This is a genomic window from Fischerella major NIES-592 (assembly GCF_001904645.1).
Lineage (GTDB): Bacteria > Cyanobacteriota > Cyanobacteriia > Cyanobacteriales > Nostocaceae > Fischerella > Fischerella thermalis.
Window position 1 is genome coordinate 76,004 of record NZ_MRCA01000009.1, and the last position, 20,563, is coordinate 96,566.

Annotated in this window: 16 protein-coding genes; 11 read left to right on the forward strand and 5 right to left on the reverse strand. The window is 39.6% G+C overall.

Translation table 11 applies throughout. The annotated features are described in order from the left end of the window. The first annotated feature begins 354 nt into the window (after nt 1-354). Complete coding sequence (locus tag NIES592_RS16420; protein WP_073556315.1) at nt 355-1,875, forward strand: FAD-dependent oxidoreductase; 1,521 nt, start codon at nt 355-357, stop codon at nt 1,873-1,875. A gap of 193 nt (nt 1,876-2,068) precedes the next feature. On the opposite strand, the gene NIES592_RS16425 is transcribed toward NIES592_RS16420, so the two are convergent. The 3 genes from NIES592_RS16425 to NIES592_RS16435 form a co-directional block, all read right to left on the reverse strand. Further along, nucleotides 2,069-2,749, reverse strand: coding sequence for a hypothetical protein (locus tag NIES592_RS16425; RefSeq protein WP_062244992.1), 681 nt, complete (start codon nt 2,747-2,749; stop codon nt 2,069-2,071). Between the two features lie 117 nt (nt 2,750-2,866). After that, complete coding sequence (gene acsF, locus NIES592_RS16430) at nt 2,867-3,943, reverse strand: magnesium-protoporphyrin IX monomethyl ester (oxidative) cyclase (protein WP_062244989.1); 1,077 nt, start codon at nt 3,941-3,943, stop codon at nt 2,867-2,869. A gap of 636 nt (nt 3,944-4,579) precedes the next feature. Continuing rightward, a complete protein-coding gene (locus NIES592_RS16435; protein WP_009458490.1) occupies nt 4,580-5,239 on the reverse strand; it encodes a hypothetical protein in 660 nt (219 codons plus the stop codon). Between the two features lie 532 nt (nt 5,240-5,771). Here NIES592_RS16435 and rpsD point away from each other — a divergent pair. Next, nucleotides 5,772-6,380, forward strand: coding sequence for a 30S ribosomal protein S4 (gene rpsD, locus NIES592_RS16440; protein WP_016871084.1), 609 nt, complete (start codon nt 5,772-5,774; stop codon nt 6,378-6,380). Nucleotides 6,381-6,925: 545 nt separating this feature from the next. After that, nucleotides 6,926-7,303, forward strand: coding sequence for a hypothetical protein (locus NIES592_RS16445; protein WP_062244986.1), 378 nt, complete (start codon nt 6,926-6,928; stop codon nt 7,301-7,303). Between the two features lie 277 nt (nt 7,304-7,580). On the opposite strand, the gene NIES592_RS16450 is transcribed toward NIES592_RS16445, so the two are convergent. Then, the gene (locus NIES592_RS16450) at nt 7,581-7,880 is read right to left on the reverse strand and encodes a hypothetical protein (protein WP_256678154.1); all 300 of its coding nucleotides are present in this window, start codon (nt 7,878-7,880) and stop codon (nt 7,581-7,583) included. Nucleotides 7,881-8,382: 502 nt separating this feature from the next. Here NIES592_RS16450 and NIES592_RS16455 point away from each other — a divergent pair. The 8 genes from NIES592_RS16455 (at nt 8,383) to NIES592_RS16485 (ending at nt 19,405) form a co-directional block, all read left to right on the forward strand. Next, the gene (locus NIES592_RS16455) at nt 8,383-9,858 is read left to right on the forward strand and encodes a TIGR04222 domain-containing membrane protein (protein WP_256678155.1); all 1,476 of its coding nucleotides are present in this window, start codon (nt 8,383-8,385) and stop codon (nt 9,856-9,858) included. A 14-nt stretch (nt 9,859-9,872) separates the two neighbouring features. Continuing rightward, nucleotides 9,873-10,193, forward strand: a complete 321-nt coding sequence (locus NIES592_RS16460) for an NfeD family protein (RefSeq protein WP_062244979.1) — start codon at nt 9,873-9,875, stop codon at nt 10,191-10,193. Between the two features lie 117 nt (nt 10,194-10,310). Then, nucleotides 10,311-11,645: a flotillin family protein gene (locus NIES592_RS16465; RefSeq protein WP_062244976.1), complete on the forward strand. Its 1,335-nt coding sequence runs from the start codon at nt 10,311-10,313 to the stop codon at nt 11,643-11,645. Between the two features lie 371 nt (nt 11,646-12,016). Further along, the gene (locus NIES592_RS16470; RefSeq protein WP_062244974.1) at nt 12,017-13,294 is read left to right on the forward strand and encodes a flotillin family protein; all 1,278 of its coding nucleotides are present in this window, start codon (nt 12,017-12,019) and stop codon (nt 13,292-13,294) included. Nucleotides 13,295-13,350: 56 nt separating this feature from the next. Further along, nucleotides 13,351-13,998, forward strand: coding sequence for a hypothetical protein (locus NIES592_RS16475; protein WP_073556317.1), 648 nt, complete (start codon nt 13,351-13,353; stop codon nt 13,996-13,998). A gap of 27 nt (nt 13,999-14,025) precedes the next feature. Beyond that, on the forward strand, nt 14,026-15,183 hold the full coding sequence (locus NIES592_RS16480; protein ID WP_073556318.1) for a DUF1822 family protein: 1,158 nt from the start codon (nt 14,026-14,028) through the stop codon (nt 15,181-15,183). Nucleotides 15,184-15,253: 70 nt separating this feature from the next. Continuing rightward, nucleotides 15,254-15,631, forward strand: a complete 378-nt coding sequence (locus NIES592_RS24620; RefSeq protein WP_143168377.1) for a hypothetical protein — start codon at nt 15,254-15,256, stop codon at nt 15,629-15,631. Nucleotides 15,632-15,694: 63 nt separating this feature from the next. Beyond that, complete coding sequence (locus NIES592_RS16485) at nt 15,695-19,405, forward strand: ABC transporter substrate-binding protein (protein WP_073556319.1); 3,711 nt, start codon at nt 15,695-15,697, stop codon at nt 19,403-19,405. Here the strand turns inward: NIES592_RS16485 and NIES592_RS16490 are convergent. Next, nucleotides 19,402-20,169 carry a hypothetical protein gene (locus NIES592_RS16490; RefSeq protein ID WP_062244960.1) on the reverse strand — a complete coding sequence of 256 codons (768 nt, stop codon included), beginning with the start codon at nt 20,167-20,169 and terminating at the stop codon, nt 19,402-19,404. The genes NIES592_RS16485 and NIES592_RS16490 overlap by 4 nt on opposite strands. Nucleotides 20,170-20,563 lie beyond the last annotated feature (394 nt).

A 20,563-nucleotide genomic window follows, 5' to 3' on the forward strand; every position in this document is an offset into this window, starting at 1 on the left:
ATGAACACTTGTAAAAAAACGAATAACCTCACCCCAAACCTCTCCGCCAGTTCGGAGAGGGTGCCGAAGGTGGGTGAGGTAACGCAGAAATTATAAGTAATTAGCCGAACTTGATATCATATTTGCGAATGTCGATAATTAGTAAAAAAAACAATTACCAATTACCTATTACCATTTACCTATTACCAACCCCAACAGATAATATAAGTGTTCAAGCGGACATGATATTACTTCTTCCTTCTGATAGATAATTTTCTGACTAAGCTGTTTACCTCTTGAGAGATGAAAGTTTTCATAAATTATTTATATATTTAGAAATATATAAATAATTTACACATTTATCTTGAAATAATCATGTCTCAACTACCTGGAAAAGCAATTTCATATTGGATTGCTTCAACTCTTTCTATTTCTAATTTCCCATCTCTAACCCATGACATATCGGTTGATGTGGCAATTGTGGGAGGAGGTATTGTTGGAATCACAGCTGGTATGCTCCTCAAGCGTGCTGGAAAAACTGTGGCAATCCTTGATTCACAACAGATTGCAACAGGTGTTAGTGGACATACAACAGCAAAAATCACTTCACTGCACCAATTAATTTACGCTCAATTGATTCAGGAAATTGGTGAGAAAAAAACGCAAATTTATGCAGATTCTAATCAAGCTGCTATTGAAAGAGTAGCAAGATTTGTAGAAGAAGAAAATATCAATTGTGATTTTAGTCGTAGAAGTGCTTATACCTTTGCAGAAACAACAGAGAATTTAGATGACATTAAAAAAGAAGTAGAAGCAGCAGTTAATTTAGGATTGCCAGCTTCCTTTGTGACAGAAACTTCTTTACCATTTTCTATTGCTGGAGCTATTAAGCTTGATAATCAAGCTCAATTTCATGCTCGTAAATATTTGCTGCATCTTGCGAAATTAATTGATGGTAATGGCAGTTATGTATTTGAAAACACCCGTGTCGAGAACGTCGAAGAAGGTACTCCCTGTCAGATAGTAACAGCGACAGGAACTGTCAAAGCACAAAATGTAATTGTTTCTACTAATTTACCTATTCTGAATCAAGGACTATTTTTTGCTAAGACTTATCCCAAGCGTTCCTATATTATTGCTGCTCGCATAGACCCAGCAAGAGCGCCAGAAGGAATGTATATTGGTACTGGCAGCGACTATCATTCAATTCGGACAACTCCTGCTGGTGATGGTGGATTGCTGTTATTAGTCGGTGGGGGTGGACATAAAGTTGGTACTGTTACCGAAACCGAAGAACGTTACCAAAAACTAGAAGCTTACGCTCGTTCCCGTTTTAGAGTAGAGCAATTTGAGTATCGCTGGTCTACACAGGATATGGTGTCTTTTGATCAGCTACCTTATATTGGTAAGCTTACCCCCTTTAGTAAGAATGTCTACGTAGCAACAGGATTTAGCCTCTGGGGTATGAGCAAAGGTACACTAGCAGGAATGTTGCTTTCAGATTTAATTTTAGGAATAGAAAATCATTGGTTAAAACTCTACGATTCTACGCGTACAACTCCATTTTTAACTACCGAATCACTCAAGAATAACCTAGAGGTAGGATTTCATTGGGTAGGCGATCGCCTCAAGGGACTTGATAATTCTTCTTTGACAGCAGTAGCAACAGATGAAGCCAAGCTACTTACAATTGATGGTAAAAAGATAGCCGCCTACCGCGATCCACAGGGACAACTTCACACCATTTCGGCCACATGCACCCATCTCGGTTGTATTGTCAATTGGAACAGCGCCGAAAAGAGTTGGGACTGTCCCTGTCACGGTGGACGTTTTGACTGTGATGGCAAAGTTTTGCACGGACCACCAGTTAAAGATTTAGAAAGTTACGGCAAATAGTATGAGGTGGGGAGGTGGGGAGATGGGGAGGTGGGGAGATGGGGTGTGAGGGGTGTGTAGACGCGTAGCGGCTTCCCGTAAGGGTGGGGTGTGGGGAGTGTGAGGAGTAGTGAACAACCAACAACTAACCGCTAACCGCTAACCACTAACCACTAACCACTAACCACTAACAACTAACCTTTGACCCTTGACATTATGGCATCCACTCTAAAACCACTCCTACACCACTATCTTGATATTGCCGTGAAGTTTGTTGCTTAAAACCAGTAGATAGGCGTAGATTGCGAGTTATCGCATAACCAATTGCAGCCGCTGTTAAACCCACTTCTTCTTCACTACCGGGAGACACCCAACTTTGAGTTACAGAAATATCTGCCGCACCACCACGAGATAATACCAGTAGCAACTTGATACCTACATTTACCCCATCTGTAGAATAATCATTAGTTCGTAAATTTTGATAACCTAGCAACGGTGCAAAGTTAACATAGCTACCTAAAGGACGTAGATAATAATATAAATTACCACCATAAGACTCATACTTACCATTGAATGCTGACTCATACTCAGCACTCACCGTCAAACCACTCCGACCGATAAATACATCTTCTACACCAAAAATTATTCCCCCTCCTTGTTCGCCAGAATAGCCTAGCCGTACCTTCGTACGAAAACTGGGATCATTCTGAATTTTCTCCAAAACATTCGGTACTTCTCGTCGCCAGCGCTGCAACACAGGACTCTTTTTAATCACCTCTGGACTCAAATCCAAATCTTGGGCATAATTACTAGGAGTTTCACACCAACCAGGGTTAGCTACCAAAAGCAAACTCATACCCAGTCCAATACAAAAAATAGACAACTGACCTCTCATTCCTTGGCGTCCTACTTTACAGAAGCCGCTGACGCGTCTAAGGCGTCATGGCGGTTAATAAAAAAAGTGGTCCTGTCTTCAGCAGAACCACTTAATTTTTAGCAAAACCTAGAGAATTTAGCGCACAGTACCCTCTGCAACAGTTGCGTCAATGGGCTTCATTAAATACAAGCGCAGAGTTTGCCAACCATTGGAAATGTAATAAGGTAGCTTTTGGAAGAACTGTAAAAACTTGGGAGTATTAGAATTAGCGATCGCTGTCAATTTCTCATTATTCTTAACACAAATTTCCAAGCGATCATAAAACTCCGGATTATTAACATCCAGCATTACTGGGAATACCCGTCCAGCAGTTTCGTTGGTCTTCTTAATCACATACTTGTCATACTCGCGCGCATCCAACCCAATAGCAGCATAGAAGTCTTTACGCTGAATATCGTTGAGATACATCGTCGCAAACACCGACAACAAGAAGAACCGACACCACAACCGCGCCTTCCAGTCATTTAATATTTGCGGTTGCGCTCTCATCACAGCATCAAAGAAATCCCCATGACGGTTTTCATCCTGACACCAATTTTCAAACCAGCGGAAAATAGGATAAATTCGGTCTTCTGGATGAGCTTCCAGATGACGATAAATAGTGATATAACGCCAATAACCAATCTTTTCAGAAAGATAAGTCGCGTAGAAGATAAATTTCGGCTGGAAGTAGGTGTAATTTTTGCTCTTAGTCAAAAATCCTAAATCCAGAGACAGATTAAAATCTGCCAATGCTTTATTCAAAAAACCAGCATGACGTGCTTCATCCCGCGACATCAGGGCGAAACACTCTGCCAAGACAGGGCTTTTGTCCTTGAGGCGACGGCTAAGTTCTTTGTACAGCAAAAAGCCAGAAAATTCTGCTGTACAAGAACGCTCTAAAAATTCAACAAATAAGCGGCGAGTATCCCCGTCAATGTGATCCCAGGATTGTTCAAACTCCTCATCCCGAACAAAGTGATGGCGGTTGTAGTCAGCGCGGAACTCTTCTAGGATGGCTCTTAACTCATCTTCATTGACGGAGATATCCATCTGCGCCATCGCATCAAAGTCTGTGGTGTAAAACCGTGGTGTTAACAGGGTTTCTTTTGCCGGGACTTTAATTCCTGGACGCAATTCTTCAAAACCTGGTTTTTTTAGGGAATCTACCATGTTGTGATTACTCTTGTGTTTTTTATTGTTCAATGCCCTAGAAAGCCAAGGTTTTTGCTTTCAGGCGGTGCAACAGACAGAATAATGCATTTTGTGTATTAAAAATCAGTCTACCAAGGCATGGCGTGACAGGAGAGGGATAAAACATTAAGAGTTGCAACAAATTGGGGGGATTGGGGATTAGGGATTGGTGAATAACTTTGTCCTTGAATATACTCGAATTCCGAAAATCGCTAATACGCTAATACACTGAGGATATGATCTTCAACAGGTAAAACGTATTAAATAGCTACACAAAGTCAATGGTCAAGAGCCCAAAAAATCTTTAGATGAGGATTTTAATCCCACCTTATATTAGGAAGGGGGAAAAGAATTTTTATAAGTGCTTTCCATTTGGCGTTGCTGAATCAAGATATGAATTTACAATTCACGGATATGACCAGACGTAGTAGAGACGTAGCATTGCCACGTCTCTACGTCTGGTCAATGATTTGGCATCGAACTACAAAAATGTATGCACACATAATTCATGACCAAATTCAGCAACGCCTCGATTTAACCTTTACCTTTTACCCCACACGGTATACGGCCCCTATTGTTTATATGGGGTTTCTTTTACTATTTTCCCATCTTCCTTCATTGGCGGTTTTGGTTGTTAGGAATTGGTTGAGTTTGAAAAGAAGGCTGAAAAATTGTGTTATCTGTTCTGTTAGCAGGTATAAAAGTAGGTGAATAGCCACTAACATAATTGCTGGCATCAATACAGGTATTTATAGCTTGAGTAGGCGCTAAATTTTCAATTTGCAATCGCAAACCCACAACGCATTGAGCATAGCGCCTTGGTAATAAACTCAAACCACAATTGCTTAAAATTGTTCTGTTCAATAACTGTTTATCGAGAACTTGGTTCCCAGTTTCAGTATTTTTACTGATGCCAACTACACACGCGCCTACATCTTCAGGGCGCCACGCCCGTATGCAGGTAGATAGTGCATCTACCGCAGCTATTTCAGTCTCATCTTCAATTTCAGCTACACAAGAGGACAAATCTCTGGGACGCAATGCCCTTGCACAAGCGCTTGCTGCTGCGTCCGCAGTGATGCCTGCCTTGAGGAGTCGAGAGGCACACGCCCTGTAATCACCTGTGCTAACAGCGATCGCACTTGTACCAGGTAAAAAACTTATTCCTAACCATCCCATTACAACCAATGCTGGTGCGGCGATTCCAGTACTCAATTTTTGTTTAGCTTTGAGCATGTTTTTGTATAAATAGTTACTGTTTTTCTTGAAAGACATTTCCGTTCCACTCCAATCACGCAAAGTTATGCTATCTCATCTTCAAACTTTGTTCTCATTCATTTTGGCAGGAAGCCTGATCAATTAAAAATTAAAAATTAAAAATTGGTTAAGAGGGACGAGGAAGACAAGGAGGGATCACCAATCACGCCTAATTGCTTGTATAATATCTTGTGGAGTTAGCGAAAATGTCTTGGCTGCTGGCATTTAGCGCTACCGTAGAGGCTTGAAACTCAAGCAGTGACTAACGGTAAGGCGCGCGATCGCAACTAAAAGCTTGAAATAACAAGTACAGTACGGCGAGACACGCCGGAACTGACTCTGAAACAATCAGAGTGAAAGCTTGGAAACAGAAGCAACTTCATTTAAATTCAGCAAACAGTGATCAATATACTGATAACTGCTAAGTGATAACTGAGTAACTGTGAAAATTTAGCTTCTGTAAACCAAGAATCTCTAGCACTTTTGGGTAGGGAATGTCAAAATGATATGTCTGGGTAACAGTTGAAATTAGGATTAGATTAGGAAGCTCATGTCCCGATACAGAGGACCACGACTAAGAATTACACGTCGCCTGGGTGAATTGCCAGGACTAACTCGTAAAAGCGCCAGACGCTCTTATCCTCCTGGTCAACACGGTCAGAACCGTAAGAAGCGCTCTGAATACGCTATCCGTCTTGAAGAAAAACAAAAACTCCGTTTTAACTACGGTTTGACAGAAAAGCAGCTGTTGCGGTACGTACGGAAAGCCAGACGTGTAACTGGTTCTACCGGACAAGTGCTACTGCAATTGCTAGAAATGCGCTTGGATAATACGGTTTTCCGCTTGGGTATGGCTCCCACTATTCCAGCAGCACGCCAATTGGTAAACCACGGCCATATCACAGTCAACGGTCGAGTTGTGAATATTCCCAGTTACCAGTGTCGTCCGGGGGAAGTTATTGCTGTGAGAAATAGAGAAGCATCCCGGAAACTAGTGGAAACTAACTTACAATATCCGGGTTTAGCTAACCTTCCCAGTCATCTTGAATTTGACAAAAACAAGATGGAAGGTAAAGTCAACAGTGTCATTGAACGTGAATGGGTGGCACTAAGTATCAACGAATTGCTTGTGGTTGAGTACTACTCACGAAAAGCGTGATATATTCCCAACGCCAACTGCATTTGCAGTATGGCGTGGGTTTATATGAAAAATTTCTCTTTTAAGCATTAAGGACGGATACTCCCGCCCCATTTTTATATTGATTCATGACAATTTTGCTGCTGATTGACATTTTACGAGCATAATTTGTCATCGCTTTTTACATTTCTGAGTTTTGGATAAGTAAGAATTCATCATTCGCGTCATCGAAAATAAATATTGCTGAGTTGTGGAATTAGTACTAAGAACGGAATGTTTCCAGACTATAGATGAGTAACAAGAAGCTGTGTGGAAACAGTTAGGTAAATTGGCATTGCTGAATCAAGATATGAATTTACAATTCACGGATATGTAGAGACGTAGCATTGCTACGTCTCTACAAAAATGTATACAAACATAATTCATGACCAGATTCAGCAACGCCGGTAAATTGACTATTTCTAAATCAAAAATTGTTTGGCTCACCCTAACAGGTGATCGCAATTAAATCTTCTTGTCGATATCTTAAAAGTACCAGGAGTTTTATAACTCTGGAGACTAATATGATGAAAAAGATAATTATGACAAGTCTAGTAGCTTTAATGAGCGCTACTAGTTTTCTCCTCAATGATCAACCAGCTCAAGCTCATCGACGCTATCGGTATTATGACACCTATCCTTTTTATCCATTGAACTATTGTTATCCGATTACCCATTGGCTTGTTGATGAAGATCCAGCCTATCATCCCCAAGCTTACGCTGATGGGTATCGCCAAGGACGTGAGAATGCTAAAAAGGGGAAAGAGTACAAGCCACGCACAGCGGGCGGTGAATTTGCACGTGGTTTTGATGATGGTTATTACGGAAGGAAATTTGCTGGTCAGAAAAATATTGTTCCGAACGTATATAGACCATATATCACAACTGATTGTGGTTGGTTTTAATTTTGGTATTACTTGTTCCTTAACTACCAGAAACAAGAGCTTTTAGAAGAAATACATCTTCTCTGACAAGAGTCACAGTAAGGAATGACCTGTGTGATTAACTATGAGAGGTTTGTAGTGAGCTATTTCTCCCTGAATTTAAAGGGCTAAAGTCCTGACTACGAACTTTCACAACTAATCAAAACTGTCTACATCACGTTAGCTTATTTTCCCAAGCGATCGCACTTTTGATGATGGGGTTGATGTGGACGATCACACTCTTAGCAACCGTGTCAAATCAGCGATGTCTAGCGACGAGAAGCAGAGCTTCTACGCACTTGTGATGACTTTTACACAACTCTAGCCCAAAGGCACGAAAGGCAAATTGCAAGGAACTTTTATCTACGGGTTCTTCTCGTCCCAGTGTCCTGGAGATCGTCTGCAGGGATAAACCCATGCGATCGCTCAGTTCTTCTAAAGTAAAATCGTCTCCAGCATTCTCCTCAAACTCGGCTTGAATTTTGGCAGCTTGAAATCTCTCCCAGCCTTTAGGGGTGAGGATGACACCCCGGTTGCGTCGAGCTTTTTGCTGTTGCATCAGCTTTACCTAAAATTAAAGTAGATGTTTTCCAAGGAAGAAAATGCTTCAAAATAGAAGCAGACGGCCCTGAAATAAAGCTTTCAGCTTAAAAAGTTAAATAAATCTATAGAAAAAAGGGCGTTGCTGAATTTGGTCATGAATTATGTGTGCATACATTTTTGTAGTTCGATGCCAAATCATTGTAGAGACGTAGCAATGCTACGTCTCTACTACGTCTGGTCATACCCGTGAATTGTAAATTCATATCTTGATTCAGCAACGCCGAAAAAAGCATATATTTTAGCTAGCTCTTCTTAGTTATGCAAAAATCAAGGTTGTTCGTTGATAAAAGCTAGCGTTTTTAAACGCAGAGGGGCGCAGAGTCAGCGCAGAGGTACGCAGAGTCTTTTGATTGTAAATTTATATAAACACAACAATAAATTTTTCCTGTTCAAACTGAAGAACCTATAGAAGCAAGGCTAACCAGTAGGAGAGTTCTGTGAATAGTGGGTGACAGGAAATGATGAACATTGAACAAGCAAAATTATATACACGGATTCAAGAGTTTTCTATAGACGAAAATGATGCTATTTATCCGTTCAGCAAAAAATTAGCTAAAGAAAATGGTTGGAGTGCTGAATATACAAAACGGGCAATTGAGGAGTATAAAAAGTTTGCTTTTTTAGCGGTAGTTGCTGGACATACGGTGGTTCCATCAGAACAAGTTGATCAAGTTTGGCATCTGCACTTAACTTATACACATTCTTATTGGGACGAATTTTGTGCAAAAGTTTTACAAACACCACTGCACCACAACCCTACTCGGGGTGGTAGTGTTGAACTTCGTAAATTCCAAGATTTGTATATCAAAACTTTGGCAAGTTACGAGCGTTTTTTTAGGCAAACTCCACCACTAGATATTTGGCCATTACCACATATTCGTTTTAGTATTGATACGCATTTTGTGCGGGTGAATACTCAGGAAAATTGGGTTTTACCGAAAAAATTAGTGAAGTTGCCAAAGATAAGTATAGCTCGTTTGTCACTGCCCCCTACAGGAAATTTATCGTTAATTTGGCTACACCTATTTTCTTTGGGATTAATAGTAGCAAATAACCAGCCAGCCTTAGCGGCTTCTATTACCAATCCCCTGAATTTAAGCGGCCCTGATTTCCTCTGGTTTTACTTTTTGACGGTAATTTTTACTTTTGTCATAGCTAGAAGTTTGCGTTGGTTTTTAAGTATATCTGCTAATAGTTCAGGTAGTGAATCTGGCTCTCTCAATGGTTATGAATTAGCATATTTGACTGGTAGTGCATACCGGGCAGTAGATGCTGCGATCGCTAAACTTGTTCAAGACAAATATCTCACAGTTTCGGCGACAAGGCGGACTTTGCAGTTGGAAAATACTCTATCTGCTAATAGTCATCCTTTAGAAAAATCAATCGCAGAAGCAATTACTGAGGAAAGCGTCAGTGGTACGAATTATGCTCCTATTGAAACTATCCGCAAAAGAGCCATATCTGCAACAAATTCAATTAGGCGAAACTTGGAAAACCAAGGTTTGCTAGTTAGCGATCGCCAAGCGAAGATAATTCAATGTGCGACTGCAATACCCGTCTTAGCAGTACTGCTATTGGGAATCAGCAAAATCTTTGTGGGACTTTCCCGAGGTAAACCTGTAGGTTTTTTAATCGGAATGTGCATTGTGACGGCGATTTTGGCGTTCTTCCTATTGCCAAAACCACACCGCACTCGATTTGGCGATCGCACCCTCAATTACTATCGCTCATCTTACTCCCCTACCTCATCTGACATTGCATTCGGTGTAGCTTTGTTTGGTAGTGCAGTCTTGGTAGGTTCTTTAGCAGATTTAAAACAAGCCCTCGTACCACCAACTACTAGTAGTGGTGATGTTACCAGTGGTGTTGGTAGTAGCTGTGGTGGTGGTTGTGGTAGTGGCTGTGGTGGTGGTTGTGGCGGCTGTGGTGGTTAATTTGAAATAGTTTTATGAAAAATTCCATTTTGATAATTACTGGTATTGCAGTCGCCTTGGGAATTTTGGCTGGTGCGTTTATAGTTGTATTGATTTTTTTGCAACGCCGACGCCTCGCGATCGATAGCCTTGTACGCACGGATCATATTGTCGGTTGTTACGGAACTGTGGAAATTCCTCTCAACCGCAGCAGCCCGGGAAAAATCCGCGTTAATCTCAAAGGTTCCTTAGTAGATTTTGTTGCCCTCACCGATGAAACTCAACAATTTCACCAAGGCGATCGCGTTGTTGTTGTGAGGATGAAGGGTAATAAGGTGTGGGTGGTGGGGGTGTGAGGGTGGGGAGGAGTGGGGGGAGTGTGGGGAGATTTCGGGTTCAAGATTAGAAGTTTATAGTTCAAACCCAGAACTTCCAAGATTGTAAATCGGTTAACTACCAACTAACAACTAACAATGAAAACTATCACAACTGTACAAGTCGGGCAAATTCCAGCTGATCGGCCTGTCACAACAAATAAAGATAATGGGATAGAAGGATTAATATTTACCAGTCTTCCCATTGCTGCTTCTATTTTTGGCGCTATTGCTATTGTCTGGTTTTTGAAGTCGTTTTTGTGTATTTGCAAGCCTAATGAAGTTTTGATTCTTTCGGGGCGCAAGTGGCGGAATAAAGATGGACAACAAGTAGGTTATCGGGTATTGGTAGGTGGGCGTGCTATCCGGATTCCGATTGTGGAAACTGTCAAGCGGATGGATGTAACGACAATGCCAGTGCGCGTAGAGGTACGGAACGCCTATGCTAAAGGGGGGACACCTTTAAATATTCAAGCGATCGCCAATGTGAAAATTTCCACAGATCCGGCGGTAGTAGGTAATGCGATCGAACGTTTTTTAGATCGCGATCGCTCAGAATTAGCGCGGGTTTCTCGCGAAACTCTAGAAGGATATTTGCGGGGTGTTGTGGCTACCCTCACACCAGAAGAACTCAACGAAGATCGACTAAGTTTTGCCGAACGCATCGCCTCTGATGTCAGTCGTGATTTAGCGAAACTGGGATTACAACTCGATACTTTAAAAATCCAAAGTGTTTCTGATGATGTAGATTATCTCAAATCCTTGGGACGCAAGCAAATAGCCTTGATTTTGAGAGATGCAGAAATTGCCGAATCAAATGCGATCGCTCAAGCCGAACAAGTGGAAGCCCAATGTGAAGAACAAGCCCAAGTTGCTAAAACCCAAGACAGAATCATTGTTTTGGAAAAAGAAAACGAACTGCGTAAAATCAAAGCCAAATTAGAACAAACAGCCCGTTCCGAAGAAGAAATTACTAAAGCCGCAGCCCAAGAAAAGAAAGCTAAAGCCGAACAAGCACTGCAAGCATTACGGGCAGAATTAGAACGTCTACGTTTAGAAGCAGATACAGTTTTGCCAGCCCTCGCCCAATCTCAAGCCCAAGAACTCCACGCCAGAGGCGAAGCCGCCGCTTTGGAAGAAAATGCGAAAGCAGCAGCCTTAGTCAACGATATTCTTTCCCAGGTTTGGCAGCAAACAGGAACAGAGGCTGGCAAGTTGTTCTTAATTCAACAAATTGAAATGGTATTACAAGAGGCGGTGCAAATTCCCCAGCGAATTCAAATCGATAAAGTAAATGTAATTGACAACGGTGATGGTAAGTCTTTGGCTAGTTTAGTGAATGTTTATCCAGAGATTGTGTTGCAGTTTTTAGAGAATGTGAATCGGACTTTAGGAATTGATGTGAGGGGGACTTTGAATGAGCAAAATAATTAATTTGAGAAAACGAACACCGATGAACACAGATGAACACAGATGGATTTTGCCCTTTTAATGTGAATTTACTACTCATAATCACTCAACCACCAAAGAATAATTCCCCTGAAATTATCGGTGTGTATCGGTGTTCATCTGTGTTCGCTTTTTGCAATTTCATTCCTCTAATCGCGAACAAACAAATTGATTTTTTATCGAACACCGATGAACACAGATGGACACAGATGGATTTTGCCCTTTTAATGTGAATTTACTACTCATAATCACTCAACCACCAAAGAATAATCCCCCTGAAATTATCGGTGTGTATCGGTGTTCATCTGTGTTCGCTTTTTCCAACCTAATCATTTACTGATTCAAGGAAAAATATTATGGAAATTATAGCTTTACTACTTGGAATATTTGGTACTGGTACTGCTGCTGGTTGGTGGGTAATTCGCAATTTGTACTATATTTGTCAGCCCAGTGAGGTGTTGATTTTCGCTGGTAGTCGTACTCCTACAGGTGATGGCAATTCGGTAGGATACCGTTTGGTAAAAGGAGGTAGTGGGATTCAAATTCCCCTGATTGAAAAGACTTTCCGCATGGATTTAACTAATATGATTATTGAATTGCGGGTGGTAAATGCCTTTTCTAAAGGTGGTATTCCTTTGACGGTAGAAGGGGTAGCGAATATTAAAATTGCTGGCGAAGAACCAATTATTTACAATGCGATCGAACGTTTGTTGGGTAAAACTCGCAAAGATATTGAACAGTTAGCCAAGGAAACTTTGGAAGGAAATTTGCGGGGGGTGTTGGCGAATCTCACACCAGAACAAGTGAATGAAGATAAGATTGCTTTTGCGAAAACTTTGTTGGAAGAGGCGGAGGATGATTTGGAAAAGTTGGGATTGGTTTTGGATAATTTGCAAATTAAAAATATTTCTGATGAGGTGCGTTATTTAGATTCAATTGGACGCAAGCAGCAGGCGGAGTTGTTACGAGATGCGCGCATAGCGGAAGCACAAGCCAAGGCGGAAGCTATTATTAAGGCTTCGGAAAACGATCGCATCACTAAATTAAGACAAATTGAACGGGATTTGGAGGTGGCGAAGGCGGAGGCGGAACGCAGAGTTAGAGATGCACTGACAAAGCGCACCGCAATGATTGCGGAAGTGGAAGCGGTAGTCAATGCAGAGATCGCGCGGGTACAAGCAGAGGTGGCGGTACAAACTGAACGCATCAAACAGGTAGAAAAGCAGTTGCAAGCTGATGTGATTGCGCCAGCCGCAGCCGCATGTCAGCAAGCGATCGCCAAAGCTAAGGGCGATGCAGCCAGAATTATCGAAGATGGTAAGGCGCAAGCCGCAGGTACACGGCGTTTAGCTGAATCTTGGCAAAATGCTGGTGCGGCGGCGCGAGAAATTTTCCTGTTTCAGAAGTTGGAACCTTTGTTGAAAATGATGGCTCAGGGAGTTCCGCAAGTGGAGGTAGAAAATTTAACTGTCATTGATGCTGCTAATAGTGGAAATGTGCCAAAATTTGCATCTTTATTAGAACAGTTACGCCAGGCTACTGGTATAGATATTAGTAAGGCGATTAATGAATTCAAGGGTGACGGGAAAATTCTGATGCCGGAAGTGAAATCAAATCTGGATAAACGCCCATAGAAACTGTAGCAGTAAGTTGAGCCAAAGCTGTTAAAAGTTAACCAATCCTTTACAGTATGGATGAATTAAACTCACAAATCCTCCAACTTGTTCAAGAAGCTTGTCAGCATCCACGAGGCAGTTTAGAACGCAAAAGGAAACTGAATCAAATTATTTATCTGATTCAAAAATCGGGTAAAATTTTGCGATGTACAGATGTACCTGATGTAGAGGAAGCCTTTCAGAAAACCTGGATATATTTTTGCCAAAATATCTGTGAAGCAACTACTGCTAGGAATCCCTATAATCCCGAACAAGGTTGTGTAATTAACTGGTTAAATGGTTACTTGTATTATCGTATTAAAGAAATTAGTCAGAGAAATAAAGAAGAGAGAAAAAGAAGATTTTATCCCTTTGTGGGAGAAAATGGTGAAGTAATAGATCCTTTAGATCTGATTCCCGTACCACCAGAACCATCACCTCTGCTCAAAGAAATTCGGGAATGGCTCATAACTCAAACCAGTAAATTACGGCGTATTCATATTAGCGATCGCCCGGATGTTAACTGTCAAGTTTTGATTGAACGCCGCTTTCTTTTGGAAGTTACTTGGAAAGATTTATCGCAGGATTTTGGTGTACCTATACCAACTCTCAGTAATTTCTACCAAAAAAAATGTCTGCCTTTGCTAGCAGAGTTTTGTAAATTCCAAGGCTATCTTGATTAATCTTTTTTGAAGTTTGAATCTACAACTATGAATTACTTAACTGAACGTCAAACCATATCTATCCCTATTCCTGAAGAATTCCGACAAAATGCTCTCAAATTTGCCAGAGAACAACTAACACCAACAAGAGGTAGACAAGTATATTTAAATACTTTAGCCGTTCAAGTAGTTCATACCTATTTGCAAATGCTAGATATACCCACAGATTTAGAATCTAGCTATAGTTGGCAGCCTTACCGGAGGTTAATTGATAATGTCGCCGATTTAATGTTAACTGGGGTAGGACACTTAGAATGTCGAGCAATTCGCACAGGCGATCGCATTTGTTATATTCCGCCAGAAGTTTGGGATGATCGCATTGGTTATGTGGTTGTCGAAATTAATAAAACTTGTAAGGAAGGGAAAATCTGGGGATTTTTGCCTAATGTCACAACATCGGAAATTGATATTAACCAGTTACATTCATTGGATGAATTAATAGAGCGATCGCATCTAATTTCTTTAAGAGCATGGCTAGGAAATATGTATACAAATGAGTGGCAAACAGTTGAAGAATTCACCCGTAAAAGAAAACCTCAATTTGCTTTTCGTTCTATTAAACGTGTCAGAGGATTGAAATTAGAATCCCAAGATATCGTTTGGCAAATTATTGAGCAATTTTATCCCAATCATAGTTGGCAAAAAGGTTTACCCTCCAAATTCATGTCCAAAACGTTTAATCATCGTTGTCAAGAAACGGAGGTAAATAATAATAGTAATATTTCCTCAGAACTTCTGGATATTTTAGTTCATCTAATCAGAACTACTGAAGATGAAGAAACACGTTGGACTCTTGCGGAAATTTTGTGGACTCTCCAACCGAATCACCCAGTTGTGACTGCTAGACGCATTATGGATTTGGGAATGCAATTAGATGGTAGTTCTGTAGCTTTGATGGTAGCAGTTTTACCAAAACCAGATCAAACAGTTGCTGTGCTATTGCGGGTTTATCCTATGAATCATGCTTATTTACCATTAGGTTTACAATTAGCAGGATTATATGAGGATGGACAAGCATTTTTAGAAGTTCAGGCTAGAGGAGATGATGATTATATTCAATTAAAGTTTTGTGCGGAATTCGGTGAGAGATTTCGAGTTAGAGTTGGTTTAAATGATGCAGTGATTACAGAAAATTTTGTTATTTAAATATGAATTATTGGAACTGGTATAGAAATGATTTTTTTAATCGAACACAGATGCACACAGATGGACACAGATGGATTTTCATCGGTGTGTATCGGTGTTCATCGGTGTTCGCTTCCCACACGATCATTGTTGCGATCGCCATTTACTAATTCAAAGAGAAATAAATTCATTTTATCGAACACAGAGAGATTTCCATCAGTGTTCATCGGTGTTCATCGGTGTTCGCTTCCCACACGATCATTGTTGCGATCGCCATTTACTAATTCAAAGAGAAATAAATTCATTTTATCGAACACAGAGAGATTTCCATCAGTGTTCATCGGTGTTCATCGGTGTTCGCTTCCCACACGATCATTGTTGCGATCGCCATTTACTAATTCAAAGAGAAATAAATTCATTTTATCGAACACAGATGCACACAGATGGACACAGATGGATTATTCGTTAGCTATTGAGTGGTGATTTCTAGCCATGATTTTACATTAAATATTAAGTTAAAGTGGTGGTAAATGTGGTTAAGCAGGTTAAACAAGTCATTTTTGAAATAGGAGAGGGTTCTTTTGAGAGGGGATTTCCTGTCAAAGTGAGAATTGGTGAAACTGGTAAGCCTCATACTGCTGAGATTTCCGGGAGATTACCACCTGCACCAGAATTTCCGACAATATACACTACATGGCAATCTATTTATGAAAAATTGCCAGCAAATTGGTTGATTATTATTCCTAAAAATCAGATTACAAACTTTTCTAGTAAAGATGCTTGTAATCAAGCTGCTCAAGCATTTCAAGATAGTTTTAATGCTTGGTTAAATCAAGCGCCTGTTTTAGAAATAGAGCGACAATTATCAAGACAAATTGGAAATTCTGAAGATGTTCGGTTTATTTTACAGACTCAAGATTCATTATTGCGGAGATTACCTTGGCATTTGTGGGGTTTTTTCTCTACTAGCCATCCCCAAGCAGAAATAGTCATTAGTTCAGAATACGAACCATCAACAAAGCAACTCAAAGCACCAATCAAAATATTGGCAATTTTAGGTAGTAACCAGGAGATTAATCTCGAACAAGATTTATATTTTCTCAAAAATTTACCAGGTGCAAAAGTTAAAGCATTAATAGAACCTACACGCCGTCAATTAATTGAAAATTTGAGAACTCAACCTTGGGATATTTTATTTTTTGCCGGACATAGTATGAGTAAAGAGGGTGACTGTTGGGGAGAAATTCAAATTAATGCCGACGAGAGTTATTTATCATTACGAAATTTACGTTACTCTCTTAGACATGCAGTCAGACAGGGATTAAAATTGGCAATTTTTAACTCTTGTGATGGATTGGGATTAGCACGCAATTTAGCTGATTTACGCATTCCTTACACAATTGTGATGCGGGAATATGTACCTGATATTATTGCTCAAGAGTTTTTGAAATATTTTCTGACTGCATTTAGTAGGGGTGAATCTTTATATGCGTCTGTAAATCAAGCACGGGAACGCCTATATGAGGAATGGGAAAGGGACTACCCTTGTGCTTCTTGGCTACCTGTAATTTTTCAGAATCCAGCCGCAACGGAACTAAAATATCCCCGAATTATGAACTGGAAAGAAAAGGCTTACCGAATAGTTCTTTTCACAGTTTCGCTGGGGTGTATTGGTGCAGTTTTGTGGCGTGGAATTGATGAAATTAATTTCCGTAATCGGTTTAGTGATGGCAATAAAATTTTAGTGAAAACAGTTTCGACTGACTATAAAAAGCAAGGAGTGCAAGCATTATCATGGAAAAATTATAATCAAGCAGTTAGTAAATTCAAACTTTCTTTAAAACAAAAATCTAATGATCCGGAATCATTAATATATTTGAATAATGCCAAGATCGGCAATCAAGAAAAATTGACGATCGCAGTTGCAGTTCCTATTGGTACGAATCCTGATGTCGCACAGGAAATTTTGCGGGGTGTAGCACAAGCTCAAGATGAAATTAACCGTAGAGGTGGTATTGATGGTAAGTTACTTAAAGTTGAAATAGCCAACGATGATAACAATCCTGCTATTGCTCAAAGGGTTGCTCACAGATTTGTTCAGAATCAAAAGATCTTAGCAGTAATCGGACATAACAGTAGTGATGCTAGCGTCCCTGCTGCTAATATTTATCAAGCAGGAAAATTGGTGATGATTTCACCAACTAGTACTTCTCAATTGGTAACTAACCCCGAAAACCGATCTGCTGGGAGTTATATCTACAGAACTGTAATTAGAAATGATGTCATTGCTGAAACTTTAGCCGAGTATGCAAAAAAAGAAGGCAAAACTCGCGTTGCTATCTGTCGTGATTCTCAAGCAAAAGATCAGTCTTATGAACCAGCAATAGCTTCAGCACTGAGCAAAAATGATATTCAGTTAATTGATATTCACTGCGATTTAGCAGCAAAGAATTTTCAGCCAGAATTTGCCATTGAACGTGCGCTCAAAGTGCAAGCAAATAGTATATTTCTCAATCCCCATGTTGACAGAATTGACAAAGCTATAGAGATTGCTAAAGCTAATCAAGGCAAATTAATGCTTTTTGGCAGTCACAGTATGCAAACTCAAAAAACTCTTAAGGCTGGTAAAACTGTCAACGGTTTAGTGATGGCTGTTTCTTGGCATACCGACGCTTCTGCCAATAAAAACTTTGTCAAAGATGCCTACAAACTTTGGAATGATCCAAATTCTATCACTTGGCGCACAGCAAATGCCTACGATGCAACAAATGCGATCGCTCAAGCCCTAATCCAAAAAGATAACACTAGAGATGGCATCCAACAAGCTTTATCTGATGGTTTTGCTTTAGAAGGTGTTACGGGAACTATTCAATTTTCACCTTGGGGTGATCGCATCGGTACGGCGGTGTTAGTAGAAGTTAAACCTGATGCCGAAAATTCTCATAACTATCATTTTGCACTCAAAGACTCTGTTTTTAATCGTATTAGCTTGGGAGAGAAAATTTTATTTCAAGATACAAACCCCAGTAGCGAGAAAAAAGCAGGTATACAAGCTTTTGCAGCAGAGAAATATGAGATGGCGATCGCATATTTTCAAAAATCTCTGCAAAATATGCCCAATGATCCCGAAACACACATATACTTACAAAATGCCCTTGCTGCTCGTCATGGCAAAGTTTTAAAAATTGCCGTCAGTGTCCCGATTGGTAGTAATCCCAATGTTGCCAGAGAAATACTTCAAGGTGTAGCTCAAGCTCAAGATGAAGTTAATAATAAAGGTGGTATTCAAGGATATTTGTTGCAGATAGAAATAGCAAATGACGATAACAATCCTGATATTGCCAGAAAAATAGCTAACTATTTTGTCAGCCACAAGCAAATTCTAGCAGTTATTGCTCATAATGCTTCCGATGCTTCTGTAGCAGCCTGTGAAATTTATCAAAAAGGGAAATTAGTCAATATTTCTCCTACTAGCTTTTCGCTAAAATTATCGGGGTGTGGTTCCTATGTATTTCGCACTGCTCCCAATCTGCGTTTTTTAGCTGATTCTGTTTCTCACTATGCGATCAATATTGCTGGCACAAAAAACTTGGCTATTTGTGTAGATGAAAAAGCTATAGATAATCAATCTTTTCGCGATGAATTTGCTTCTGCTACCATTGCCGGTGCTGGAAATATTGTGAATATTAGCTGTGATTTTTCTGCACCAGATTTTGATCCTCATAAAATTATTGTGGATGCAATTAGCAATGGTGCTGATGGCTTATTTTTAGCTCCCCATATTGATAGAATTAGTAAAGCTTTAGATTTAGCTAAAGCCAATCAAGGCAGACTCAGATTATTTGCCAGTACTTCACTATATACCTTACAAACTCTCCAGCAAGGAAAAGGTGATATTAATGGTTTAGTGTTGGCTGTTCCTTGGGAAGCCAGAAGAAATTTTGCAAGTGAATTTGCTAAGAACTCCCAGAAACTTTGGAATAGTTTAGTAACTTGGCGTTCTGCTACAAGTTATGATGCAACTATAGCTATAGTTAATGGTTTACAGCAAAGTAAAACTCGTGATGGACTGCAAAAAGTCTTGCGTAATCCTAAATTTTCTGCTAATGGTGTAACTGGAAAAATTCAGTTTTTACAATCAGGCGATCGCCCTATTAAAAATAAAAATGATATGGTCTTGGTGAAAATTCAACCAAGTCGTACATTTGCAAATCAATATGAATTTTTCCCTTTATATCCTTAATGCCAATATAAAACTTTTTCCTTAAATAAATTGCGTCCATCACGAGAAACTCTGAGCATTTTCCGGTTGAGAAGATAACGAGTTTTACCTTTAATAGCAATATATTCACTATCTTCTGCTTTCGCAGAGGAATTGTAGTTTGACAATAATGGTAGAGTAATTATACTAGTTCCATTCTTAGTTAAAGCTATATAAGTATCTGGCGTTTCTCTACCACAAATATACACAATATAGTTCTTGGTTGCAGCTTCTACAAAGGAAGTATTATCTTCAGGACAACCCTTCACTAAAGATTGACCATCAGCTGCGATCGCATGATTAACTTTGTCTCTCAAAACAAGACTATTACGTTTACTAAATTTAGTTACTACTAATTCATAGGGTGTAACAGTATATATTACCCCAGTATCTTTAGCAAAGTAAGCTTCACCTACTTTATTACTAACGGGAATAGTAATTTTGCTACCACTATTTTTATAAATTTGTACATAATATCCTAAAGAGCTTTTTTCGTCTCCTCTGCAAATATAAACATAATACTTATCTGTCTCAAAAATTCGCTTCGGTAGTAATTGTGCAGATGGACAAACTTGTTTTTGTGTTAGTTGTATCAGGGAATGATTCAAGTTACTTACTAATGTAGATTCCTTTTTAATTTCTGCTTGTGTCTTTGCCAAAGGAGAGAAAAATAATAAGCAGCTGAGACTGACAAAGGCTAACTTCAAACTTCCTTTGTGATACAATCTAAATTGTAAAAAATTCATATTTTTAAATTTTTAAACAGTAAAACTACTGCCATTAACAACTAGTTATTGGCGTTAAAATATCAGTAGATTTAGATATTGCACCAGCTTTTCATCCCGCCCAGAAATAAATTTCTCGGCTAATAACTAAAGTCTACTTAAGTAGACTAAAAGACTTTGGACTTGTCTTTAGACCGCTTGAACTATAAGCCAAAAATCTTAATTCTTGGCGGACTCAATGAAAATGAAATCACCTTGGAAATATTCAGTGTTTTAACGGTTGCAAAGCTGGAACTATTATCCTACGAAAAAAAGTCCAGAACAACAAAAAGCCCTGGACTTGTTTATTTTTTTAAAAATCTAATTCTTAAATAAAGTTATTGTTATGGTTAGTGGTTGATTGTTGTTTGTTGAT